This window comes from Neobacillus sp. K501, from assembly GCF_053749995.1.
In genome coordinates, this window is record NZ_JBSLYA010000002.1 from 72,179 (window position 1) to 93,903 (window position 21,725).

The window sequence follows — 21,725 nt, forward strand, 5'->3', positions numbered from 1 at the left end:
ATGAATACATTTTTTATTATATGTATTTTCGCAGATGAATTCAATGGTTATTATTAGGAAATTACATAGAACCAATCAATCGTAAAGCTTGTTTCCAAAAACATGCTTTTCTAAATTGGATAAACGTTTTAAAATATCAAAATTAGTCGTTCCCGCAGGCTGAGCTACCGGCTGTCTTCTTGAAGTTTCTTCAAGCTGCTTACGCAGGCGCATATTTTCTTGCTGAAGCTCTTCCATTTCCTGAGCAAACATTTCATAATCCTTTATGATTAAATCTAAATACTTATCAACGTCTTCTTGTTTATATCCTCTTACTCCCGTTTTAAATTCTTTCTCTAATATATCCTTTGCTGTTAATTTAATTTTATCAGACAGCATTCAAATCACCTCAAGTCATCGCCAATCATTACTTATTATTTTTTCAAATTTATGCAGTTTTGTCAATTTTTCTTTCTAACTATCCTTAAAAATCCGAACGATTAAATTCCTCTTCTTCCACGATTACCTGTAGATCATAAAAAGTAATCAGTTGGATAGGATAATTTTGTTGGTTTTGATATTGCTTAGCCAGTTCATAAATATACTTTGGACTGCCTTCTTTCTCATTATCGTAAAGCAAGAGCATTCCATCACTTTTTTCAATAAAAAATTGATTTTTTATCCGGAATTGCCACGGCTTCTCATAGCCTTTCTTGGAAACAGAATCAACAAAATCTGCTTGAGCAAGGATGGAATCGTACCATTCTTTATTGTTTTCACTCCATGAGGTTTCTTGATCTAAAAAAGGAGTAATCACGGCAAGTCTGATTTCAGGATACTCTAATTGCAGCTCGTAGACTACCTCAGCTGCCCATAACTCGACACCAAGCTGACCGCTGATTAAAATCCACTCTAACCCTTCTTCGATCAATGGGATTAACGATTTTTTTATTGCTGCTTTAATAAAAGCAACAGAGGGATGATCGTTTTTAAATATTCCTAGTTCAAATGCTTTGTAACCTGATACTGCCAAGACTTTAATCAAGATGATTCTCCTTTAGTCATTTAATCCCAACAAATTAAATATGAAAAAACAAGGGCAAAAATGCCCTTGTTTTTTTCTTAGGACTTAAAATGGTCTTCGACCCGGAAATGCCCCTGGCATAAATCCAGGCGGACGTCCTCCTTGCATCATCGGAGCATTTGGTAACGCATTTGGTTGTGCCGCTCCCATTACTTGAGTTGGCTGTGGCATTCCCCCTGGACAGCAATTGATTTGCTGATGACAGCATTCTTGAGCTGCTGATGCTGTCTGCGGGCAGTAATGTTTATGTTGGAACATATGATGGTTAATGGTTGTTGTGTGTACTGGATGAATATGCGGGACCACCGTTGTAGAGAACGTGTGGTTCACGATTTGTTTAGTCGGATGAATGACTGGCGGCATAAAATTGGTTCCAAGATACAATATAAACTCTCCCTTCGTATTTTCTGTTTACATTAACAGCCTATGTTGAAGGGGTAACTCTTGTACTAATGAAAACACCTATTTTTATAGCATGGAGTAAAAGCTATCTTTGAAGCTTGAAAATACTACTACAGTCAAACAAACGACAATAAAAAATAAGTATAAGATTGCTTTATACATTTTACCTACCCCATTTTCTTTATAGTCGTTTTTTTTCTCACAGTTTAATATTTTACCTGTTACGACTATAAGAAACAATATGGAATATCTAGTTTTTTAGCGAAAAAATGTGACATTTTCGTTACAAATTTAATCGATAGAAACTTTGTCAATTTTTCTTTGTAAACGAAGGATTCTTGCCTGCAGCTCAGAAATTAATTTTGTCTTTGATAATGGAAGTTTTTCGGTTTGTCCCATTGCTTTTTGACAAAAGTCTAAAGCGAGATTGTAATCCTTCAGTCTATGTTCATAAATTTTTGCCGTTTCTACACAGGCCTCGAAACGAACAAGTAATTCTTCTGATTCCGCCGCTTCGATAAATAAATTTAAACATCGCTCCCAATTCTTATCCTTTTTATATTGAAATGCTAAAGTGAGCTTTGCTTTTTGGGAGGTTGGATCCTCGCCATCCAAAAGCTTCGTTAAAACCTTAGCTGCCTCCGCTTTTTCACCAAGAGAAGCATACCAGCGGCCGACTTCAAAGGACTCATTACGTGTTTGATTTCTATCCTTGCCGCTTAGCTGGAAAGTTAAATGGGTATATAAGGTGACCAACGATAGAATATCAAGTTCATTATGCTTGATAATTCCTAACATACCATCTGGCTGTTTACTTTCGATAAAATCAAAATAGATCATTGGTGCCAAATAGCCTGGAATATCATTAACTCGCTCTACTCCTAAAACCTCTTTTTCAACCACTGCTAATTTCATCCGCTCAAGTTTATGCTTCCATATTCTTTTGGCTGCGTGAAATAAATCAAAATGACCGAAGGCAGGAAGTTTTGGTACATGCTCCCTTACTAATGTATGTCTTGTTTTCACTTGAGGCCAATCAAATGATTTCCCATTGTAAGTAACCAGTGTTTTATAGTTCACTTTTTCCAAAAAACTTTGATACAAAGGGACTTCTGCACCCGGATTAGGAAGTATATGTTGCCTTAAAACAAGATTTTCTCCTTGTACACTTGCATAACCAAGGAGAAAAATTGTATTTCCAGCCCCGCCTCCTAAGCCCGTTGTTTCTGTGTCAAAAAAGAACAAATCCTCCGCCCTATGTCCTTCTGCTGATAGCGGATGACTAATCGGTTGATTGTTCCATATTTCAATTGCCGAAAGAAAGTCTTTAAAGCAATAGTGCCCATGCCGATGGGATAGCGGGAAATACACTTCTCGGATTAGACAATAATTCTGATCAAAAAAATAAGGAGTTACATTTTCTTTTTTCCAATGTGGCAGGTATGGTACTTCAATCATGGTTGATTCAGGAAGAACTATGTTTGATTTAGCCTCCACACCACCTGATATATGGGGCTTTAAACGATTCAATTTATTCTTCAAAGACATTTTTTACACTTCCTCTTTCATTCCGGAAGAATTTAAAAAAGCATCAATAATTTTTAAAGTGTCTCTCTTTGCAGTATCACTAATGGTATCGGTACCAATACACGAAGGACAGCCAGATTCACATCGACAATGGCGAATCATTTTTTTCGTCTCGGCAAAGACTTCCGCCATTCCCGTATGGATTTTTTCTGACAAGCCAATTCCTCCAGGATAACGGTCATAAAAGAAAATTGTCGGTTTTTCATTATGGTCTGCTTTAACTTGAGGGATAACATGAATATCTTGCGGATCAGCCATGACAAATAATGGCGCTATATGATTCAGAGCATGAGCTGTTCCAACGAGTCCTTGCTCTAACCGTTCATTCCCCATTTCGGCAAAGGATTTATTTAATGAAATCCACGCCGCATTGGTATGCAGCTCCTCCTCAGGAAGATGAATTGGACCTGAGCCAATATTTTCATGCGTTTCAAATTTAATTTTCTTAAAAATCGTTGCCATTGCCCTGACACTGACGTCGCCAAAACCAATTTCTGCTTCTTCCAATCTGTTGATCTTATCCTCTTCTAATACCTTTAATTGTACAGCTAAATTAGCATCGGTAAAATAATCTACATCCACTTCGCGGACAAATGCCTTCTTCTCTTCCCAATCAAGCTTCTCAACTTGAAATTGCGTTCCTTGATGCAGGTAAATCGCTTCGTCATGAAGAAGCGTCATAGCGGAAAAACGATCCATTTCGCCGATGACTCGAACATTGGCTACATCTGACTGGTCAACGATAATCACATTTTCCTGAGAAGCGGAACGTAAGCTAATGTTATGGGCTGGGAATGAATCATTCATCCAATACCATTTATCTCCGTTTTGATAAAGGATGCGCTCCTCTGCTAAATATTCTAACAGCTCCTCTGTTCCAACATTTCCAAAATTCTCATCCGCTTTAAACGGTAGTTCATAGGCTGCACATTTCATATGATCAATTAATATAATCAGATTATCAGGATTGATCCTAGCCGTTTCTGGACTTTTATTAAAAAAGTAATCCGGATTCTGTATGATATATTGATCAAGTGGACTTGAGCTCGCTACCATAATGACTAAGGCCTCTCCATGTCTTCTGCCCGCTCGTCCGGCTTGCTGCCAAGCACTTGATATCGTGCCAGGGTAACCCGTCATAATACATACTTGGAGTTGGCCGATGTCAACCCCAAGCTCAAGCGCATTGGTGCTCACAACACCATAAATATCTCCAGAACGAAGTCCCTTCTCGATTTTCCGTCTTTCAGTTGGCAAATAGCCCCCACGATAACCCATAATCGATTTGGGACCGAGTTGATTTTTCACCAGTTCCTGCAAGTACGATAAAATGATTTCAACCCGGACTCTGCTTCTTGCAAAGACAATCGTTTGAATTTTATTTTTTAAAAGCTCTCCTGCAATTTTCCGTACCTCAAGGGTGGCACTTTTTCTAATATTTAATGGTTTATTGACGATCGGTGGATTATAAAAAAGAAAATGTTTCGTGCCACTCGGTGCTCCATTATTATCAATTAGTGCCATTTTTTCCTCTGTTAACGTTTCCGCATGCTCTAATGGGTTGGCAATTGTAGCAGACGTACAGATAAAGACGGGATTGCTTCCATAATAGCGGCAAATTCGCTTTAAGCGGCGGATAACATTTGCTACATGGCTCCCAAATACTCCTCGATACGTATGTAGTTCATCGATAACAACAAACTTTAGATTTTCAAATAAGGATACCCATTTAGTGTGATGGGGCAGAATGGCTGAATGCAGCATATCTGGATTCGTGATCACAACATGCCCTGCTTGGCGTACCCTTTGTCGAATATTAGCTGGTGTATCTCCATCATAGGTATAACTATTTATATCCACGCCAGCGGACTGAATGATCTCATTTATTTCACTTTTCTGATCCTGTGCCAGTGCTTTAGTTGGAAACATATATAGGGCACGAGCATTGGGATTGGAAAGAATGGTTTGTAGAACAGGAAGGTTATAGCATAGTGTCTTTCCAGAAGCGGTAGGAGTTACAGCCACTACACTTTGTCCCGACATAATTTTTTCATAGGCTGATTTTTGATGTGTGTACAGTTTTTCAATCCCTTTACTAGACAGGGCTGCTTGAATCTTCGGATGTAAATCAGCAGGCAAGGAAAGCGATTGAGCCTCCTTGGCAGCAATTGTCTGCCAATAAGCGATATTCTCCTTAAACCCTTCATTTATTTTTAAGTCAGCAAGGATATCTTGAAGATTCTTTTTAAATTGCATAGGATCACCTCATTACTTCTATTATAACGAATAAACGTTCGGTTAAAAAGCATGTTAATTATTATTTGTTTGTCTGTTACAATAGTATATAGGATTTCTATTTGTCTGAGGAGGTGGAGAAATGAGGAATGATGATGTTAAAAAGGTTCTCTCTGAATTCACACTTTTTAGAGACTTAACGGATTACGAATTAGGGAAAGTTGCAGACATCGCGATAACTAGAGAATGGAAAAAACAAAGTCATGTTTTTCTGCAAGGCGACCCATTGGAAAATGTCTACTTTATTTGCGATGGAAAAGTTAAAGTCTACAAAAGTGATATTCACGGTAAAGAACAGATTGTCGCAATGATGAAAAAGGGTGAAATGTTTCCACATGTCGGCTTTTTTAGAAAAGGTGATTACCCTGCCTATGCAGAGGTTCTCGAGCATTCTACATTAATTGCTGTTCCAATTTCCAAATTTGAAAGTGTCTTAATTGAAAACCCTGAGCTCTGTATAAAGGTTTTTAAAGTACTAGGCGAGAAGATTGTTGATTTACAAAACCGGCTGGAGGAACAAATCCTAAACAATACATATGAACAAATTGTTAAACTGCTAATAAGACTGGCCCAAAAACATGGAAAAGAATTAGAGGATGGAACGATCCTGCTCAAATCCGAATTTACCAATAAGGATCTTGCCAATATGATTGGGACGACGAGGGAAACGATTAGCCGAACCCTGACAAAAATGAAAAAGGATGAATTAATAGAAGCAGATGTCAATGGTCATATGATATTAGATATCGATGTATTATTAGAGGAAATAAATCTCATTTAAAGTTAACCCGCATCCATAAAAATAGGTGCGGGTTTTTGTTCGAAAAATTATCACAATTTTATCCTAGGTCACCATTAAAATCGATTAGCATATAATTATGGAGAGAAATTTTGTATAGAGGAGGAATTCACCATGTCATCTATGGTCCCAGGTGACTCAAATACCCCTAAAAAAGAGAAACCAGAAACATTTAAAGACTTCTTGAGATCCATGAATGACTTTTTTCAGGAAAAACCGGTTAAAGGTCTTTTACAGTCTATGGATGAATTTTTTAACACCCCATTCCCTGGCGGAGGTTTTCATGTTGAAAAACGTGATAATGGAGATGAATATGTCATTCTTGCAGAATTGCCAGGTATTAAAAGAGAGCAAATCCAATTAAAGGCTGTAAATAATTATTTAACAATCACTGTTGAAAATAAAGAACTAGCAACAACAGAAGATCAAACCAATCACATCTTTCACCGCAGAGTTTCACAGCAACGTACATCAAGAACGATCTCCTTTCCTCATCCTATTCATGAAAAAACAATTAAAGCTTTCTATCGTGATGGCTTACTCGAAATTCGATTACCACAAGAAAAAGCAAAAATTATTCAAATAGAAGATTAACGAAAAAAAACCAAAAAAATTTTTCGACATAAACAGCAATAAAGACGGCTTTTAGCCGTCTTCTCATTTTTCTTATACTTTAAATATTCCACCCAGTCCTTTTACCAGAGAGGAAACTTGCGAAACTGCATTGACCATCTGACCGGCTGTATTAACCATCTTATTGACATCCACTGTGCCATCCTGTGATTTGAATGAATTCATGATTGATTGGATTCCCCCAGGCTGTTTCAACATCCCATTATTTAAAGGATAGGGGTTCATTAACGGATATCCGTTTACTTGCCCCATGTATGGATTATGGCTATGCACTTCCTGAGGCTGCAATGGATTTTGAAACAAGAATTGAGCATCTTTATTTGTATTTTGCCCAGATGGATAAGGCATCTGCTGGTTTATGATACCGTTGGGAACATTTGAATGATACGCTGACTGCTGGAAATAGGGTACTTGCTGTGGATATGGCATCCAATCATGACTTTGAATTGGACCTTGATAGGAATATGGTTGATTACGTGGGATAGATTGATGATTTATTGGGTAATAAGCTGGTCTACCTGCACGGATCTGCCCCGGATATCCATGATTCATAAAGGAATTTGGTCTCATTTTAGTAAACATGGGCAAACATCTCCTCCGCGGATTTCTTCTACACCATATGTTTAAAGCAAGAGATGGGTGCATATTTATTATTTTTCCTCAATGTCAAATTAGGTAGATTTTTGTCTAAAGTTTAAATATTTTAAAAACTAAGAAACGAATTATTTCGTGTTACGATAAAAAAAATGATGAAGGAGGCGTTATATATGGACATTCGCGCTTTACAAAGCAAATTTATTCAAAGCAGAGACTATCACACTGATGACGTAAATGAATTAATGGATTTTGCAAAAAAAGCATATATTCAAAATGAAATCGACATCAGAGAATACCGACTCCTTGTACGTGAACTTGAAGCAGAGGGCGCTGTGATCCCTGACGACAATAAGGAAAACTCCCTCATCGAAAATGGATAAAAATAAATAGAAAGAGATGCCTTTTAAGGCGTCTCTTTCTACTTTTCTAGTTCCTTAAGCAGCTCTGTAAGAAAAAAATCAACTGTGCGATTTGCATTAAGAAATCTGGATTTGCTTGTTTTCGAAAAAAAGGCTTGAATGGACATTTGTTCAATATGATCGATCGTCGTTTCAACCTGTTTTAAATGAAGATGTTTTTGCGGATTCATGTTAAGCCACTGCCTTACTTCCGTATTCCAATTGACGAGGGCTGTCTTAACCTCATAAACAAAAGGTTTTATCACCCCTTCAAAATCATAAGTAAGCTCCTTTTCCCTGGCATCTGTATAGTATTCTAGGAAAGAACGATTATACTGCAATAGGCTCTTAGTTAATTGAACGATTTTCTTCTCTGTCATCACTGTTTTCCTTTCAAAATAAAAAGTAGCTTTTTATAAATGAAAGCTACTCCAATCAATCTCTTCTTATTTTATCGTTATTTAAAAACCCATTTCAAGTTTCAATGCACTTGATACGGAACTGCGTTTCGTTTCTTTTCCAGTTTCATCAAAAGATGGACTAATGTTATCTATTTCTTTTTCAAGCTTTGAAATTCTTATTTCTGTTGTAGATATTTTATCTAGCTCTTCATTATTCAAATTATGGCGAAGGTCTGAGAATGATGCTTCGAGAACTTGCTCTAATTCCTCTAATTGATCATACACTTCTGTCAGCATGGAAAGCAGCATTTCTTTTTCTGGCAATGACATATTCATTGAACCTCCTCGCGGTTATTTACTAGTAATTATTCTCCTTCTTTAAGCGTCATCCTTCCCACTTGACAAAACTAGAATCTATTCGTCAAAGAAAGTGAAAATTTGGCAATCTTGATTTTCCCATTCGACATAAACCATAGTTCGCATGAAAATGATTAAATCGTACAAGCTAAAATTGGAGGTGTTCATAATGGCCAAAAAGAAACAAAATAAAAAGCCAGTTCAGTCTGAAGCAGTAAAAAATGTGGGCTATGGTGATAAAAAGCTAGAAGGTCCAGACCGTCCATCAACATAATTAGAAAAGCGGAAGCGCCTTGCCCAGGGGCGATATAGGGAGAATTAGCGATTGGCGAAGACAGAGCTTAGTCTCCCTTAATGCGTACAGAAAGCGATAGCTTTCTGTAGCCAGGCATCAGACGAGCCGGCGAGAAGGTTGCTTTTTAACCTTTTTGACGGCTTGATCGAAAAGTGGAGGCGACTGCCCTGGGACGAAGGCGTAAGACGACCACTGCAAGAAGGCGCTTTCTGCCTTCTTCAGAGGGCGGCTTACGACTCGAGTCCCAAGGAGCCGGAACTAGACAGGCTTATGACCCGAGCCCTAGGCGCTGGAGCAAGACAATTCTCAAAGTCGAATATAATATTACCTGTATAAAACAAAAAGCAAGGTCTTCCTTGCTTTTTTACATTTTCTTTAGATGCATTGTTTTATGTAAAGACAGCAGTAAGTCAAGCTGATTCCTTTTCTCCATGTACCAATCTGTTAAATGGATAGGATGGCGGTGCTTGACCGGAAACCTTGTCCAAACTGGAGAAATGAAACGATTCCTGCTCCAATCTTCATACTGATGCTGATGATGCTCAATGATTGGAAAGGTTGCTCTCAAAATCGGGGTCTTGTTGTTCATTCTTGTTTTTAAATATTGCTCGTAGTCATTTCGCGAACCAGTATGAGGTGTTTTGTCCGCAAATTCGAAAAAATGGGGAAAGAGACGCGGATTGGTAAGAATTCGTGCAAGTCTTTTTCCTAGGTTAATTCGGTTGGAAAGCGACTGAAACCCGTTCACACTTGCACCATATAACTCTCCCCCGCAGGTTGGAAATAGGACACAACTAAAGTGCAGCCAATCCTGAAAGTTAAAAATGACCGAATGAAATACTTTATTTTTATAGATCGGATGTTTGATTACCGGTGAATGGATTACATTTTGCTCATTAATAATAAGAGAAATTGTCAGCCGCTCTCTCCCCTTCTCCTTCCAATATCGATACCATTCTTTTTGGATAAATGTTGAAACACAAAAATAGGGAAGTAGATGAAACATTGGACGATTTATTTTCGTCGAATAATGATAGAGCAATAATTGTGGAAATACATCACGAAATATTAACCAATTGGCTCTTTCATAGGTAAGGAATAATTGCTTTCTTGTTTGTGGCTTTAATATTTCTTGAAATACAGGACCCTCAAGGTCACACATATTCCAACCGCCATTTCTTGAAACCATACTAGCAAGGAACGACCAAATAATATCCGGATTCTTTTTAAAATAGTTGAAATAGGCATCCGTCCTCGAAATATTATCGAGATTTTTTCTATCTGTTTCACTTTTGATTTGACTGATTAGCTCAATTTCCTGTATCGTAAGATGATTCATATTCATCTTCCTTAATATGATTTCATAGTTTCTTAGATAAACAAATTTCACGTAAAAAGAATCATGATTTTTTCTTTTAGGAAAGGTACATTGTTGTATTATCATGTGTGACCAAAATATTTTTATACAGCCTGTTTTTCTAAGATTTGATATGATAGGTAATAGCTTGTGAGGTGCTTATCATGAATTTTAATTATCCAAACGGAAAAAGGTACATCCCTAAAGAAACTGTACCTCCTGCGAAAGGAAAGAAGTTGAGCAATCATTCCTATAGTAATCGAGGAATGACTCTTGAAGAAGATCTAAATGATACTAATGAGTATTACCGAGAAAGAAAAATAGCTTTAATTCACAAAAAGCCTACACCTGTTCAAATCGTCCAAGTTGATTATCCAAAAAGAAGCGCTGCTGTTATCAAGGAAGCTTATTTCAAACAGGCATCGACGACCGATTATAATGGGATTTATAAAGGAAAATACATCGACTTTGAGGCGAAGGAAACATTAAACCCAACATCCTTTCCCTTAAAAAACTTCCACCAGCATCAAATTGATCACATGGAAGAAGTTCTAAATCAAGGTGGTATTTGTTTTGTCATTCTTCGTTTTTCAAAGTTTGAACAAGTGTATTTCCTTGAGGCAAAACACCTGTTAAGTTACTGGGAGCGGATGATGAATGGTGGCAGAAAATCGGTTACAAAGGACGAGATTGAACAAAACGGAGTAATGATACCAATTGGATTTCAACCAAGAATTGATTATATTAAGATTATAGATGCTCTATTCCATTTATCATAAGGAAAAGAGTGTGAGTTAGAAAGGATTGAATTTTTAATGGCAGATCAGTATCAGACACGAGAGGAACGCCGTAAAAAACTCCAGTCCCAGTCCAAGGGGAAAACAAAAAAGCAGAAAAAACCTGCAGGTCTTGCGAAGAAAATTTTATTAATAGTAGTTATCCTTGGAGTCGTTGGAATTTTTGCAGGCATTGGAACTTTTGCCTATTTAATCAAAGATACCCCTAAACTTGACCCAAAACTATTAAAAGATCCTATTTCTTCAAAGGTTTTAGATAAAAATGATGAGTTAATCGCTGAGGTTGGATCTGAAAACAGAGAATATGTGAATTATAAGGATATACCTAAACTGGTTGAAAATGCGGTCTTAGCTGTTGAAGATGTTCGTTTTTATAAGCATCATGGCCTAGACCCGATCCGCCTAGGAGGAGCCGTTATCGCCAATTTTCGTGATGGCTTTGGTTCTGAAGGTGCAAGTACGATTACGCAGCAGGTTATCAAGAATTCTTTTTTAACACCAGAAAAAACTTTAAAACGTAAAGTTCAGGAGGCATGGCTGGCCTATCAGCTGGAGCAAAAATATACGAAGCATCAAATTCTAGAAATGTATGTAAACAAAGTTTTTGTCTCTGAAAATAGTCATGGACTTGCTACTGCTGCCAAAATCTATTATGGAAAGCCACTAAACGAGCTTACTCTTCCAGAAGCAGCTCAGCTTGCAGGAATGCCACAAAGTCCAAATAATTATAATCCTTTTAATTATCCTGAATTAGCGGAAAAACGCCGGAATATCGTCCTAACATTAATGGAACAGCATGGCTTTATTTCAAAGCAAGAAATGGAAGAAGCTAAGAGTGTTCCTGTTACAGCAACATTGGTTCCGGAAGATCAACGTAATCGAGAAGAAAAACCTTATGACTCCTTTGTCGATGCCGTTATCGATGAGGTGGAAGAACAAGGAGATTTTGACATCTTTGCCGATGGACTAACCATACGTACTACCCTAGATCAAAATGCACAAGATCAGGTAAATAAGATCCTTAATACGAATGAAGTCATCGCCTACCCAGATGACCAATTCCAAGCAGGAATTGCCGTTGTTGATACGAAAACGGGAGAAATTCGCGCGATTGGCGGCGGGAGAAATCAACAGGTCAAACGTGGTTTTAACTATGCGATAGATACAAAGCGTCAACCTGGTTCAACCATAAAACCGATTCTAGATTATGGCCCTGCCATTGAATATCTAAAATGGGGTACGTACCAAACAATCGATGATAAACCAATTAAGTATTCCACTGGACAAGAATTCGGAAATTGGGATGACAAGTATTTAGGCCCAATTTCAATGCGAACTGCCCTCCAGTTGTCACGAAATACCCCTGCTGTTCAAGCTTTACAACAGGTAGGCTTAGAGGAGGCGAAAGACTTTGCAGTCAGTCTTGGTATACCTTTAAAAGAAATTTATGAGTCATACGCTATTGGTGGCTTAGGGGGAGATACAGTCGGTGTTTCTCCATTAGAAATGGCGGGAGCATACAGTGCTTTTGGAAATAACGGTTTCTATTCGAAGCCTCACACGGTAAAACAAATTGAACTACGTGATGGAACCGTCATTGACACCGCTCCAGAGCCAAAGATTGTAATGAAGGATTATACAGCCTTTATGATTACCGATATGTTAAAAAGCGTCCTTGTATCACCAGGTACAGGTACAGCAGCAAAAGTACCTGGTCTACCGATTGCCGGAAAAACAGGAACAACCAACTATACGGCAGATGAATTAAAAAAATGGAATATTAATGGTAAGTCAGTTCCAGATGCTTGGTTCACAGGATATACGACCAATTATTCCATATCGGTATGGACTGGTTACGGTGAACGGAAAATCCCGATTAAGCCCGGAAAAGATCAGAGAATTGCAATGGAAATTTTCAAGAACTTAATGGCCCATATATCAAAGGATATTGAAACACCAGACTTTACTGTGCCTGATAGTGTTCAAAAGGTACGAATTGAAAAAGGTTCGAAGCCACCTGCCTTGGCTAGTGAGTTTACTCCGGATAGCGAAGTTATTACAGAGTATGCGATTAAGGGGCATGCACCTAAAACGGTCTCAGAGAAGTATCATAAGCTTGCAGCACCAACAAATACACAAGCCCAATATGATATCGCTAAGAATGAGATTACATTAACCTGGGATTACAATAACCCAGGCAACAATGGAGTTCAATTTGAAGTTACTGTATCTGATGGCGCAGGACAAAAGCAATCTACTGTTACTGAAAAACTTGTCATAATCAAGAATCCAAACCCTGGATCAAAATATACCATTACGATCGTTGCTATTAGCGGCGATAAGAGGAGTGATCCAACTTCCGTTACTGTTGATATTCCTAAACCGGATTATACAGATGATGAGGAAGATGAAAATGATGATGAGGGAGATGGTGATGGTGATGTGATTCCTGGAACTACTAATCCTGGCACACCACCTGGAGGCGGAACAGGTAACGGTAACGGTAACGGAAATGGAAATGGAAATGGAAATTCTGGAAATTAATATTTAGTAATAAATAAGCGTCTAGCCTTTTGGCTTAGACGCTTTTTTCAATATATTTTTCTTCGCAAATAACTTTTCTTGTTCTGTCATTAATTCTGATAGTTGTCGGAAGGAATGATATAAATTGGGTCTTGCAATAATAAAACCTATTCTTTCTTCAAGATTAACAGGCTTTACTTCCAAAACGTCTAAAGTAATAGACTTAGTTGAATTTATCGGTTGCTCATTTGTCCAAAATAGGTAATGAATAAATAAGGATACACCTTTTTTCATTCCATCAAGCGTATTCTTTTGATCACGTTCTCGATATAAAACCTCAAGCTGTTCCTTTACTTTTTTCCATTCAATCAATATGAAAGATACTTCATGTTTCATATCAAAAATATATTCCTCGAGAAAGGGAATAGAAAGTTCTTTACCCATTTACTAGTTCCCTACCCTTCATTCTCTTTTTTCCTTCCCTGCACATCTCCAATAGCGGACAGCTTGGACATTGTGGATTTTGCGCCTTACAATGATATCTCCCAAAAAAGATCAAGCGGTGGTGTGTGACCGACCATTCCTCTTTAGGCACCTTTTTCATTAATGTCTTTTCAACTTCAAGCACAGAATCTTTCCAGCGGCAAATCCCTAACCGCTTACTTACTCTTTCAACATGAGTATCAACTGCAATCGCAGGGATATTAAAAGCAACTGAAACAACTACATTGGCTGTTTTTCTGCCAACACCGGGCAGTTTCGTTAATTCATCACGATCTCTAGGAACTTCTCCGTTATATTCCTCCAAAATAAGTCTGCACAGATTTTGGATATTCTTTGCCTTATTTCTGTATAACCCGATTGAGCGAATATCATTTTGTAATTCCTCGAGGGGTACGTTTAAATAATCTTCTGGAATTTTATATTTTTTAAATAAATTTTTGGTCACTTTATTTACGAGCACATCTGTACATTGTGCGGATAAAGCAACGGCAATAACTAATTCTAATGGATTGGAATGATTTAATTCGCAATGTGCTTCAGGAAACATTTCTCCAATTTGATCAAGACAATACTTAATTTGCGTATTATTTAACATATAACTCACCTGCCATAACGTTGATTAAAATTAAATAAAACGAGAGAATTTTTCCTCTCGTCAGACAACAACTTATTGTTCAAGCCAATTGTAGAAAAGATCGGGATTTGCCTGAGTTTGTGGTTCTTGGGCTGGACGATGTTGAGTCTGCTTTTGGCGAAATTTTCGTCCGTGATTTTTAGCCTGTTCAATCGTTTTAATGCCATTTTTCTTCCATTCAAATAGAATTCGGTCGATGTAGCGAAAGTTTAATTTCCCTGACATTACCGCTTCCCGTAATGCTGCTTTAATGATAATCGGATCATGGTGGTCATCATCCATCCACATCCCCAACGATTCACACTCAAATGGGGACAAGGGCCGTCCAAATTCTTTTTCAAAGCATGTATATAAATCCATTTCTTCAACATCTTTACTTGGTTCAGGAGTCGTTTTATTTTTCATCAAAAACTGATCAATAAGTTTTTCCCACATTGGCTGCACTGAATATTTCTCATATCGTATTCCCTCATTGGAATACTCATCCTTAATTTCAATAAATCCTTTTTGAATTAATCTGCGCAGCATCTGGATACAATCAGAAACAGAAATGGTCATCCTTTCCGTCAACTCTTCTGGTGTTGGAAAATCATTTCCTTTTTCGATAAAGCTAATGATATTTAATAAAAGAACAAGTTCATATTCATTAATATTCAGATTTCTGTACTCAGATAATAAAACCACAGGAACTGAAATATTGCCTTCCTGCAGCCATGATAATAGATTCGTTTTCATTCGGAACACCTCCTAAATAGTATATCATGAACACCACCTGCTAGTAAGAGAATATGACTAACCATATTTTGATAGAAATATAAAAAGCCTGCACAATGCAGACTTTCTCTTGTATGGCAATTTTTTAAGATTGACGTTTTGATTCGACAAATTGCTGAATACGCACCACTGCTTCTTCAAGTAAGTCTAAAGAAGTTGCATAGGATAAACGGATATTATCAGGTGTTCCAAATCCAGAGCCTGGAATGACGGCTACTTTTGCTTCTACTAGCAAAGCCTCAACAAATGCGTCTACATCCTGATATCCAGTCATTTCAGCAGCTTGTTTTACGTTTGGATATAAGTAAAATGCTCCTTGCGGTTTGACACAGGAAAACCCTGGAATCGCAATTAATTTTTCAAAAATAATTTCTAATCTATGCTCAAAAGCCTTGCGCATTTCTTCAACAGGTTCTTGTGAACCATTATAAGCGGCTATTGCTGCATACTGTGCAGTAGTCGTTGGATTTGAAGTACTATGACTTGCCAAGTTAGTCATAGCTTCCACGATTTCTGTATTTCCAGCTGCATAACCAATTCTCCACCCAGTCATAGAATGAGATTTGGACACACCATTTATCACAATTGTTTGTTCTTTTAATTCTGGTGATAGCTGGGCAATGGAGATATGCTGATGATTTCCATAAACCAACTTCTCATAAATCTCATCAGAAACAATTAGAATATTTTGTTCAAGACAGACTTTTCCTAACTCTGCAAGTTCTTCTGCTGTATAAATAACTCCCGTTGGGTTACTTGGTGAATTAATGATCACTGCTTTTGTCTTATCTGTAATGGCATTTACTAGTTGATCCGGAGTAATTTTAAATTGATTTGTTTCTAAACCTTCAACATAAACAGGTACTCCCCCTGCCAGCTTAACTTGTTCAGGATAACTTACCCAGTATGGAATAGGTATAATTACTTCATCATCTTCATTAAGAAGAACCTGAAACAATGTATATAATATATGCTTTGCGCCATTTCCAACAATTATCTGATTGGGCTTGTATGAAAGGCCTTGGTCCTTTTCAAGTTTTGATATAATCGCCTTTTTTAAAGCTGGTAGTCCAGCAGACGGGGTATATTTCGTTTGACCCTCATTCATGGACTTAACCGCAGCATCAAGAATATGCTGTGGTGTGTTATAGTCAGGTTCCCCAGCTCCTAAACCAATAACATCCTCCCCTTGTTCCTTCAGCTCCTTTGCTTTTGCTGTAATCGCTAAAGTTGTAGAGGGTGTAAGAGCCAACACCCTATTTGCCAAATTTACTGCCATTCCCATATCCTCCATTCTCCAACCTTACTATAAATTCTCAATTTTCTTGAGCCATTCACCTGTTTTAAAGTCTACATAGTAATAATTTATTAAATTATTTTCAGAACGGTAGTAAATTTCCCATAAAGGTATATTTTTTTCCATTCCTAATCTAACAGATATAATTTTTTTGGGATTTTTTTCGGCAAATAATCTTTCGAGAGCTTCTTCTCTTGAAATCCCATTCTTTGCTTTATCAACCATCACTTTTTTACTCTTCTCAGGAACCCAAACAATAATATTTTCCCCTTTATTATTTTTCCCCTCGATGACACTGACAGTCTCTGTCCCGTGATAGAGATGAAAATCCTCCACTTCACTAAGCTTTACCTTTTCTTTAGCAACTGCGACGGCTTTTTCTTCAGCCGTATTTACTGGCTTAACTGCACTTAGATAAACTTTAATCGAAATACCTAAAATAATGAATACAAAAATGACTAAAATTAAGATTATTTTTTTCATGTTTCTCCACTTCTTTATGTACGATAAATGGTAAAAACGGCCTTACTTTGATCCTCTTGATCTAAAGCCAAACCAAACATAAGATCCTTTTGCTTTAAGGTCCGATTAAGAGCATCGACAATTTTATATAAATCTGGACTATGCCCGATTTTCACAGTTGAAAGTATTTCAATCTTTGATTCCATTCTATTCCTCCTCTTTATAGCTAACATTCAATATATGAGAATCTTTTCACTTATTATAACAGGTGTCAGCAAATATGTGTTCAACGATGCCGTAATTTAACAACAATAATTTCCCATATATTATTCTTCTGGTTCTATGGGTATTGTAAAGACTTCGTAATTTGTTTCAGTAAATTTAATCGTTACCGTTCCGTGTTTTTTTGTAAAAAAGACTTCTGACCATGTATCCTGTAGATCGTGAATGATATCTGGATCCGGCAGGTGTTTTTCGGATTCAAATAGGATAGATATTTGCGGATTAACATATTGAATTAGTTTCTCTGATAAAGAGTTTTCCTTTGCCCAATTAGGTACTTTAAATACATTGATATCATCTAGATTCTTATTTAATAATGTCCCCTCAACACGATGGCTAGAGGAAGTCATAAAAAAGAGACGATGCTTAAAAAACTGCAACGTAAAATCTAGACCCTCATTTTCCCCTTTTCCTGAATATAAAACCTCTACAAACAAGTCGGGTAGGAGGTTTTGGGTCATTCCCTCCTCCCACGCAACAACTTCTACTTGTTTGTTTATATCGTCATTGTCTCTTAATTGAGCCGATAATTCAGGTGTGGTAATTAATTCTTTTATTTTATAATTCGAAATCATTGTTTTCAATTGATTTATTTCTAAATTTTGTCTGTTTGTAATGACAAGAGAAAGGAGCTCATTTACACCATAAAGCTTTAGCATTTCCTCTAATTCTTTGCTAGTCTCCTTTACTCCAGCGTTCACTAATATATTTTCCCCATTTGACCCTTGGATCAAAGTGGCTTCACCATCTGACAAACCTAAAAAAGTGACTGCAATTTCATGGTCTTTTAAATTTAGATCAATGTTTTCTATATTTCCATTAAAAACATTAGAGGCATATCCGACTGATATGAATTTAAAAAAGACTGCAGTTAAAATGATTAACGATCTCATACACATACCTCCCTCTTTATAGGATGTGTATTTTTTTCCAATTTCATAACCAGCGATTAATTATTTCAACAAGGTCATCAATATTGCCTTTTTTCACAGGAACATCTGGGATAGATTTCAAAAAGGATCTTCCATATTTTGTTGTAATAATCCGTTTATCAAATACAAGAATAATCCCACGATCATTTTCTGTGCGAATTAATCGGCCAAATCCTTGTTTAAATCTTAATATCGCTTCTGGTAGGGAGAATTCCATAAAGGCATTTCCACCCTGCTGATTTATTATCTGGCATTTAGCCTCCGTTAACGGCTCATCGGGCGGACTGAATGGAAGTCTAACGATAACTAGACATGAGAGATCTTCACCAGGGATATCAACACCTTCCCAAAAGCTGCTAGTCCCGAGTAAAATCGCTTTTTCATAGCGTTGAAAATTTCTTGTCAGTCTTGTTCTACTGCCACTTGTTATCCCCTGGGCAATCAACACATAATCATTTAGAAAGCCACTTTCCTTAATGAGTTCATACGTTTTCTTCAACATGTCATAAGCCGTAAAGAGAATTAACATTCTCCCTTTTGTCGCTTCAGCAATCGATATGATATGTTCGGTAATCGCAATGACATATTCTTCTATGGTTACAGCTTTAATCTCTGGCAGATCCTCAGGAATTAACAGCTGCACTTGATGATCATAAGCAAACGGTGAAGGAATGTTCATTGTCATCGTCGCATCCGGGTCAAGACCAAGCTCTTTTATAATAAATTCGAAAGAGTTGTTCACAGTTAAGGTAGCAGATGTCATGACTACACCCTTTTTCACGTTAAAAAGTTTTTCACGTAACGAAGCAGCAACAAACGCTGGCTGTGCGAAAAACGTGGTTACATTTTGCTGCGAGCGAAAATCAATTTCAATCCATTTCACATCGTTTTCAGCTTTCAAAAAGCTCTCCTGGACCGCTTTTCTCAGAATTTCCAAATCATTATGGAATGCAAGGATTTCTTCCAATTTACTCTTTCGCTGGCCAGATAGTAGTTCCTCGTGGCTTGTAATCCTCTCTATACGCTTAGAGATTTCAGCTTGAAAATCCTTTAATAAAAAAGCAAACCTTTCGGCACTATGAACAAGAGCCGTACTGTCCTTCCGCTCGTCTCCACGGGTGAATCGAACCTTAACACGATTGATTCCATTCCTTGCAGCAGCCTTTGCTTTTGCAAATAGGGCTGTAAGCTTAAAAAACTCATCCATCTCATAGTTAACATCTATCACAAGCTGATTTAATTTAGCAGTATTAATCAAATCATCATTTTTACCTTTGTTTAACCTTAACATCTCCTCTAATTCGAAAAAGAGAAGTTTTTGATCATAATGACCAAACTGCGATATTAACAAACGTGTGGTTAAATAATCTAATGAATGTCCAAAAAACTGGCTGGCTACTTTTTCGAAATGATGGCCTTCATCGATAATCGCATAATGAAAATCTGGAAGGATCGAGTTCTCGGCGGTTAGATCGCTTAAAAATAAGGAATGATTAGTCACAATTATATCCGCATGCAATGCCTCTAATTTCGCCCGAAGATAGAAGTCTCTTTCCTTCCAAAGAGAATTCCATGTAAAGATGGTTTGCTCACTTTTAATTTTATTCCAAAAAATATTTCCCCCGCTGGAGAGATTCAATTCGTCACGATCACCAGACTCTGTTTCAGTCAGCCAAACTAAGATTTGCATTTTTGTTAATATCGTATCATAATTATCATTTTCTTCTATTAACGTCCTTGAAAATTTGTCTAAACAAATATAATGATTTCTTCCTTTTAACAAAACTGACTTTAGTGAAAAGGGAAGCATCTTTTCTAATTGGGGAATCTCCTTATAAAGAATCTGTTCCTGAAGCTGAATTGTATATGTACTCACCACGACAGGAATACTTTTTTCTTTAGCAAAGTAAGCGGCCGGCAAAAGATATCCCAGTGATTTTCCAACACCAGTACCCGCTTCGATTAAGGCATGCTTTTCATTTTTAAACGAATGGTAAACACCATCCATCATCTGAAATTGCCCAAGCCGCTTTTCAAAAGCTGAAAACCCTCTGCTGACTATTGCTGTTTTTTCCTGTTCAGTAGCTGGATAACTCGATTTCTCCTGATCAGAATGGGCAATTGTGTTATTCAGATGATTCTTTAATGCCAAGGTGTGATAAATTTCAATCGATGAAGGAATAGTCTCAATCGTTTGATTCTTTTCAAGGATGATTTCCTCCATTAATTGCTGGAGATCACTTTTTAATCCTCCTGCCAGCTGAGAAAGTTGCCGGAGTGTTAAGCTAGGCAACGCAGTCAATTTTTTTAAAAGAATAAGAAAGAGCTCGGCAGTGACCTGAGCATCGCTATCTGCCTGATGGGGGCGATCATGAAGAAGCTCCTCTTTCGCGGCAAGATCAGATAATTTATAGCCATCAGCAGTAGGAAATAGGATTCTTGCCATTTCGACTGTGTCGAGAACAGAGCCGTAAAAGCCTTCATAACCTGCTTGAATGAGTTCTTCTTGTAAAAAAGACAAGTCAAATAGGATATTGTGTGCAACAAAATAGGCCCCATCTAAGAGAGAAATTACTTTAGCGGCAATTTCCGAAAATAATGGTGCATCCTTAACCATTTCATCATTCAAACCCGTTAATTCCTCGATAAAAACCGGTATCGGCTTTTGGGGATTAATTAGTGATGAGAAGCGTTCTGTGATAATGCCCTCTTCAATGATCACAGCGGCAAATTGAATGATTTTATCCCCTTTTTTCGGGTTATTTCCTGTAGTTTCTAAATCTATAACAACGTATTTATTAAACATCTATTTAAACACACCTCAAGCTTTCACATTCGAAGCAAAAAGTTGGTTAACAACATTATAGTCCGATTATATAAAAGTATCATAAAAAAAGAAAAAAATCCCCATTAACGGGGATTCGTTACATAATTGTTAAGGCAGGCTCAGCTAAAAGCAATTCTTTAATTCGATTATTTTCATCCATAATCGCGACTTTCGGTGTATGTGCTGGAACCTTTTCCTCGGAAACTAAACAATAGGAGATAATAATAACAATATCCCCCTTCTGAACTAGCCTGGCTGCAGCACCGTTTAAACAGATGACACCACTGCCTCTTTCACCTGGGATAATATATGTTTCAAGGCGAGCACCATTATTATTATTAACAATTTGCACCTTTTCATTTGCAACCATTCCAACCGCATCTAAAAGATCTTCGTCAATTGTAATACTTCCAACATAGTTAAGATTTGCTTCTGTTACGGTTGCGCGATGGATTTTTCCATTCATCATGTGGCGAAACATCAAATTCCTCCTCCATTTTCTTCTAGTC

At 37.3% G+C, this 21,725-nt stretch carries 23 protein-coding genes; 5 read left to right on the plus strand and 18 right to left on the minus strand.

The features are described 5' to 3' along the window. Positions 1-75: 75 nt before the first annotated feature. The 5 genes from gpsB to ACWM35_RS04785 form a co-directional block, all read right to left on the minus strand. Positions 76-378 carry a cell division regulator GpsB gene (gene gpsB / locus ACWM35_RS04765; RefSeq protein ID WP_454815985.1) on the minus strand — a complete coding sequence of 101 codons (303 nt, stop codon included), beginning with the start codon at positions 376-378 and terminating at the stop codon, positions 76-78. Between the two features lie 85 nt (positions 379-463). Continuing rightward, positions 464-1,021, minus strand: a complete 558-nt coding sequence (locus ACWM35_RS04770) for a DUF1273 domain-containing protein (protein WP_454817082.1) — start codon at positions 1,019-1,021, stop codon at positions 464-466. Between the two features lie 87 nt (positions 1,022-1,108). Further along, positions 1,109-1,447, minus strand: coding sequence for a CotD family spore coat protein (locus ACWM35_RS04775; RefSeq protein WP_454815987.1), 339 nt, complete (start codon positions 1,445-1,447; stop codon positions 1,109-1,111). 309 nt (positions 1,448-1,756) lie between these two features. Further along, complete coding sequence (locus ACWM35_RS04780) at positions 1,757-3,013, minus strand: ribonuclease H-like domain-containing protein (RefSeq protein ID WP_454815988.1); 1,257 nt, start codon at positions 3,011-3,013, stop codon at positions 1,757-1,759. Between the two features lie 3 nt (positions 3,014-3,016). Beyond that, the gene (locus ACWM35_RS04785; RefSeq protein WP_454815990.1) at positions 3,017-5,308 is read right to left on the minus strand and encodes a DEAD/DEAH box helicase; all 2,292 of its coding nucleotides are present in this window, start codon (positions 5,306-5,308) and stop codon (positions 3,017-3,019) included. 121 nt (positions 5,309-5,429) lie between these two features. Between ACWM35_RS04785 and ACWM35_RS04790 the strand changes: the two genes are divergently transcribed. Next, positions 5,430-6,128 carry a Crp/Fnr family transcriptional regulator gene (locus ACWM35_RS04790; protein ID WP_454815992.1) on the plus strand — a complete coding sequence of 233 codons (699 nt, stop codon included), beginning with the start codon at positions 5,430-5,432 and terminating at the stop codon, positions 6,126-6,128. Positions 6,129-6,260: 132 nt separating this feature from the next. After that, entirely contained in the window at positions 6,261-6,740 is a 480-nt protein-coding gene (locus ACWM35_RS04795; RefSeq protein ID WP_454815994.1) for an Hsp20/alpha crystallin family protein, read from the plus strand. 72 nt (positions 6,741-6,812) lie between these two features. Here ACWM35_RS04795 and ACWM35_RS04800 read toward each other — a convergent pair whose 3' ends face one another. After that, on the minus strand, positions 6,813-7,361 hold the full coding sequence (locus ACWM35_RS04800) for a YppG family protein (RefSeq protein ID WP_454815996.1): 549 nt from the start codon (positions 7,359-7,361) through the stop codon (positions 6,813-6,815). A 185-nt stretch (positions 7,362-7,546) separates the two neighbouring features. On the opposite strand from ACWM35_RS04800, the gene ACWM35_RS04805 reads away from it, so the two are divergent. Beyond that, positions 7,547-7,756 (plus strand): YppF family protein, encoded by a 210-nt coding sequence (locus tag ACWM35_RS04805; RefSeq protein ID WP_454815998.1) that lies wholly within the window; start codon positions 7,547-7,549, stop codon positions 7,754-7,756. Between the two features lie 38 nt (positions 7,757-7,794). Here the strand turns inward: ACWM35_RS04805 and ACWM35_RS04810 are convergent, their stop codons facing one another. The 3 genes from ACWM35_RS04810 to ACWM35_RS04820 all read right to left on the minus strand — a co-directional run bounded on the left by ACWM35_RS04810 (position 7,795) and on the right by ACWM35_RS04820 (position 10,166). Then, positions 7,795-8,154 carry a DUF1798 family protein gene (locus ACWM35_RS04810; protein WP_454816000.1) on the minus strand — a complete coding sequence of 120 codons (360 nt, stop codon included), beginning with the start codon at positions 8,152-8,154 and terminating at the stop codon, positions 7,795-7,797. Between the two features lie 81 nt (positions 8,155-8,235). Further along, entirely contained in the window at positions 8,236-8,511 is a 276-nt protein-coding gene (locus ACWM35_RS04815) for a hypothetical protein (protein ID WP_454816002.1), read from the minus strand. A 680-nt stretch (positions 8,512-9,191) separates the two neighbouring features. Beyond that, positions 9,192-10,166 (minus strand): DUF2515 family protein, encoded by a 975-nt coding sequence (locus ACWM35_RS04820; protein WP_454816004.1) that lies wholly within the window; start codon positions 10,164-10,166, stop codon positions 9,192-9,194. 182 nt (positions 10,167-10,348) lie between these two features. Here ACWM35_RS04820 and recU point away from each other — a divergent pair, with 182 nt between their 5' ends. Continuing rightward, positions 10,349-10,963 (plus strand): Holliday junction resolvase RecU, encoded by a 615-nt coding sequence (recU, locus tag ACWM35_RS04825; protein WP_454816006.1) that lies wholly within the window; start codon positions 10,349-10,351, stop codon positions 10,961-10,963. A gap of 36 nt (positions 10,964-10,999) precedes the next feature. Beyond that, the gene (locus tag ACWM35_RS04830) at positions 11,000-13,525 is read left to right on the plus strand and encodes a PBP1A family penicillin-binding protein (RefSeq protein ID WP_454816008.1); all 2,526 of its coding nucleotides are present in this window, start codon (positions 11,000-11,002) and stop codon (positions 13,523-13,525) included. Positions 13,526-13,546: 21 nt separating this feature from the next. Here the strand turns inward: ACWM35_RS04830 and ACWM35_RS04835 are convergent, their stop codons facing one another. The 9 genes from ACWM35_RS04835 to panD form a co-directional block, all read right to left on the minus strand. Beyond that, a complete protein-coding gene (locus tag ACWM35_RS04835) occupies positions 13,547-13,948 on the minus strand; it encodes a YpoC family protein (protein ID WP_454816010.1) in 402 nt (133 codons plus the stop codon). After that, entirely contained in the window at positions 13,941-14,603 is a 663-nt protein-coding gene (gene nth, locus ACWM35_RS04840; protein ID WP_454816012.1) for an endonuclease III, read from the minus strand. The genes ACWM35_RS04835 and nth overlap by 8 nt, the downstream gene beginning before the upstream one ends. Before the next feature lie 72 nt (positions 14,604-14,675). Continuing rightward, on the minus strand, positions 14,676-15,377 hold the full coding sequence (locus ACWM35_RS04845; RefSeq protein ID WP_454816013.1) for a DnaD domain-containing protein: 702 nt from the start codon (positions 15,375-15,377) through the stop codon (positions 14,676-14,678). Between the two features lie 124 nt (positions 15,378-15,501). Beyond that, complete coding sequence (locus ACWM35_RS04850; protein WP_454816015.1) at positions 15,502-16,695, minus strand: pyridoxal phosphate-dependent aminotransferase; 1,194 nt, start codon at positions 16,693-16,695, stop codon at positions 15,502-15,504. 27 nt (positions 16,696-16,722) lie between these two features. After that, on the minus strand, positions 16,723-17,196 hold the full coding sequence (locus ACWM35_RS04855) for a cell wall elongation regulator TseB-like domain-containing protein (RefSeq protein WP_454816017.1): 474 nt from the start codon (positions 17,194-17,196) through the stop codon (positions 16,723-16,725). A 14-nt stretch (positions 17,197-17,210) separates the two neighbouring features. Next, complete coding sequence (locus ACWM35_RS04860) at positions 17,211-17,381, minus strand: YpmA family protein (RefSeq protein WP_454816019.1); 171 nt, start codon at positions 17,379-17,381, stop codon at positions 17,211-17,213. Positions 17,382-17,501: 120 nt separating this feature from the next. Beyond that, positions 17,502-18,350 (minus strand): ATP-dependent DNA helicase, encoded by an 849-nt coding sequence (locus ACWM35_RS04865; protein ID WP_454816021.1) that lies wholly within the window; start codon positions 18,348-18,350, stop codon positions 17,502-17,504. 43 nt (positions 18,351-18,393) lie between these two features. Further along, positions 18,394-21,195 (minus strand): ATP-dependent DNA helicase DinG, encoded by a 2,802-nt coding sequence (dinG, locus tag ACWM35_RS04870; protein WP_454816023.1) that lies wholly within the window; start codon positions 21,193-21,195, stop codon positions 18,394-18,396. A 118-nt stretch (positions 21,196-21,313) separates the two neighbouring features. Further along, positions 21,314-21,697, minus strand: coding sequence for an aspartate 1-decarboxylase (gene panD, locus ACWM35_RS04875; protein ID WP_454816025.1), 384 nt, complete (start codon positions 21,695-21,697; stop codon positions 21,314-21,316). Positions 21,698-21,725 lie beyond the last annotated feature (28 nt).

Bases quoted from the DNA above. Each gene is read 5' to 3' on its own strand.
- gpsB (WP_454815985.1), bottom strand. From the start codon at position 378: ATGCTGTCTGATAAAATTAAATTAACAGCAAAGGATATATTAGAGAAA.
- ACWM35_RS04780 (WP_454815988.1), bottom strand. From the start codon at position 3,013: ATGTCTTTGAAGAATAAATTGAATCGTTTAAAGCCCCATATATCAGGT.
- ACWM35_RS04785 (WP_454815990.1), bottom strand. From the start codon at position 5,308: ATGCAATTTAAAAAGAATCTTCAAGATATCCTTGCTGACTTAAAAATA.
- ACWM35_RS04790 (WP_454815992.1), top strand. From the start codon at position 5,430: ATGAGGAATGATGATGTTAAAAAGGTTCTCTCTGAATTCACACTTTTT.
- ACWM35_RS04795 (WP_454815994.1), top strand. From the start codon at position 6,261: ATGTCATCTATGGTCCCAGGTGACTCAAATACCCCTAAAAAAGAGAAA.
- ACWM35_RS04800 (WP_454815996.1), bottom strand. From the start codon at position 7,361: ATGTTTACTAAAATGAGACCAAATTCCTTTATGAATCATGGATATCCG.
- ACWM35_RS04805 (WP_454815998.1), top strand. From the start codon at position 7,547: ATGGACATTCGCGCTTTACAAAGCAAATTTATTCAAAGCAGAGACTAT.
- ACWM35_RS04810 (WP_454816000.1), bottom strand. From the start codon at position 8,154: ATGACAGAGAAGAAAATCGTTCAATTAACTAAGAGCCTATTGCAGTAT.
- ACWM35_RS04815 (WP_454816002.1), bottom strand. From the start codon at position 8,511: ATGAATATGTCATTGCCAGAAAAAGAAATGCTGCTTTCCATGCTGACA.
- ACWM35_RS04820 (WP_454816004.1), bottom strand. From the start codon at position 10,166: ATGAATCATCTTACGATACAGGAAATTGAGCTAATCAGTCAAATCAAA.
- recU (WP_454816006.1), top strand. From the start codon at position 10,349: ATGAATTTTAATTATCCAAACGGAAAAAGGTACATCCCTAAAGAAACT.
- ACWM35_RS04830 (WP_454816008.1), top strand. From the start codon at position 11,000: ATGGCAGATCAGTATCAGACACGAGAGGAACGCCGTAAAAAACTCCAG.
- ACWM35_RS04835 (WP_454816010.1), bottom strand. From the start codon at position 13,948: ATGGGTAAAGAACTTTCTATTCCCTTTCTCGAGGAATATATTTTTGAT.
- nth (WP_454816012.1), bottom strand. From the start codon at position 14,603: ATGTTAAATAATACGCAAATTAAGTATTGTCTTGATCAAATTGGAGAA.
- ACWM35_RS04845 (WP_454816013.1), bottom strand. From the start codon at position 15,377: ATGAAAACGAATCTATTATCATGGCTGCAGGAAGGCAATATTTCAGTT.
- ACWM35_RS04850 (WP_454816015.1), bottom strand. From the start codon at position 16,695: ATGGCAGTAAATTTGGCAAATAGGGTGTTGGCTCTTACACCCTCTACA.
- ACWM35_RS04855 (WP_454816017.1), bottom strand. From the start codon at position 17,196: ATGAAAAAAATAATCTTAATTTTAGTCATTTTTGTATTCATTATTTTA.
- ACWM35_RS04860 (WP_454816019.1), bottom strand. From the start codon at position 17,381: ATGGAATCAAAGATTGAAATACTTTCAACTGTGAAAATCGGGCATAGT.
- ACWM35_RS04865 (WP_454816021.1), bottom strand. From the start codon at position 18,350: ATGAGATCGTTAATCATTTTAACTGCAGTCTTTTTTAAATTCATATCA.
- dinG (WP_454816023.1), bottom strand. From the start codon at position 21,195: ATGTTTAATAAATACGTTGTTATAGATTTAGAAACTACAGGAAATAAC.
- panD (WP_454816025.1), bottom strand. From the start codon at position 21,697: ATGTTTCGCCACATGATGAATGGAAAAATCCATCGCGCAACCGTAACA.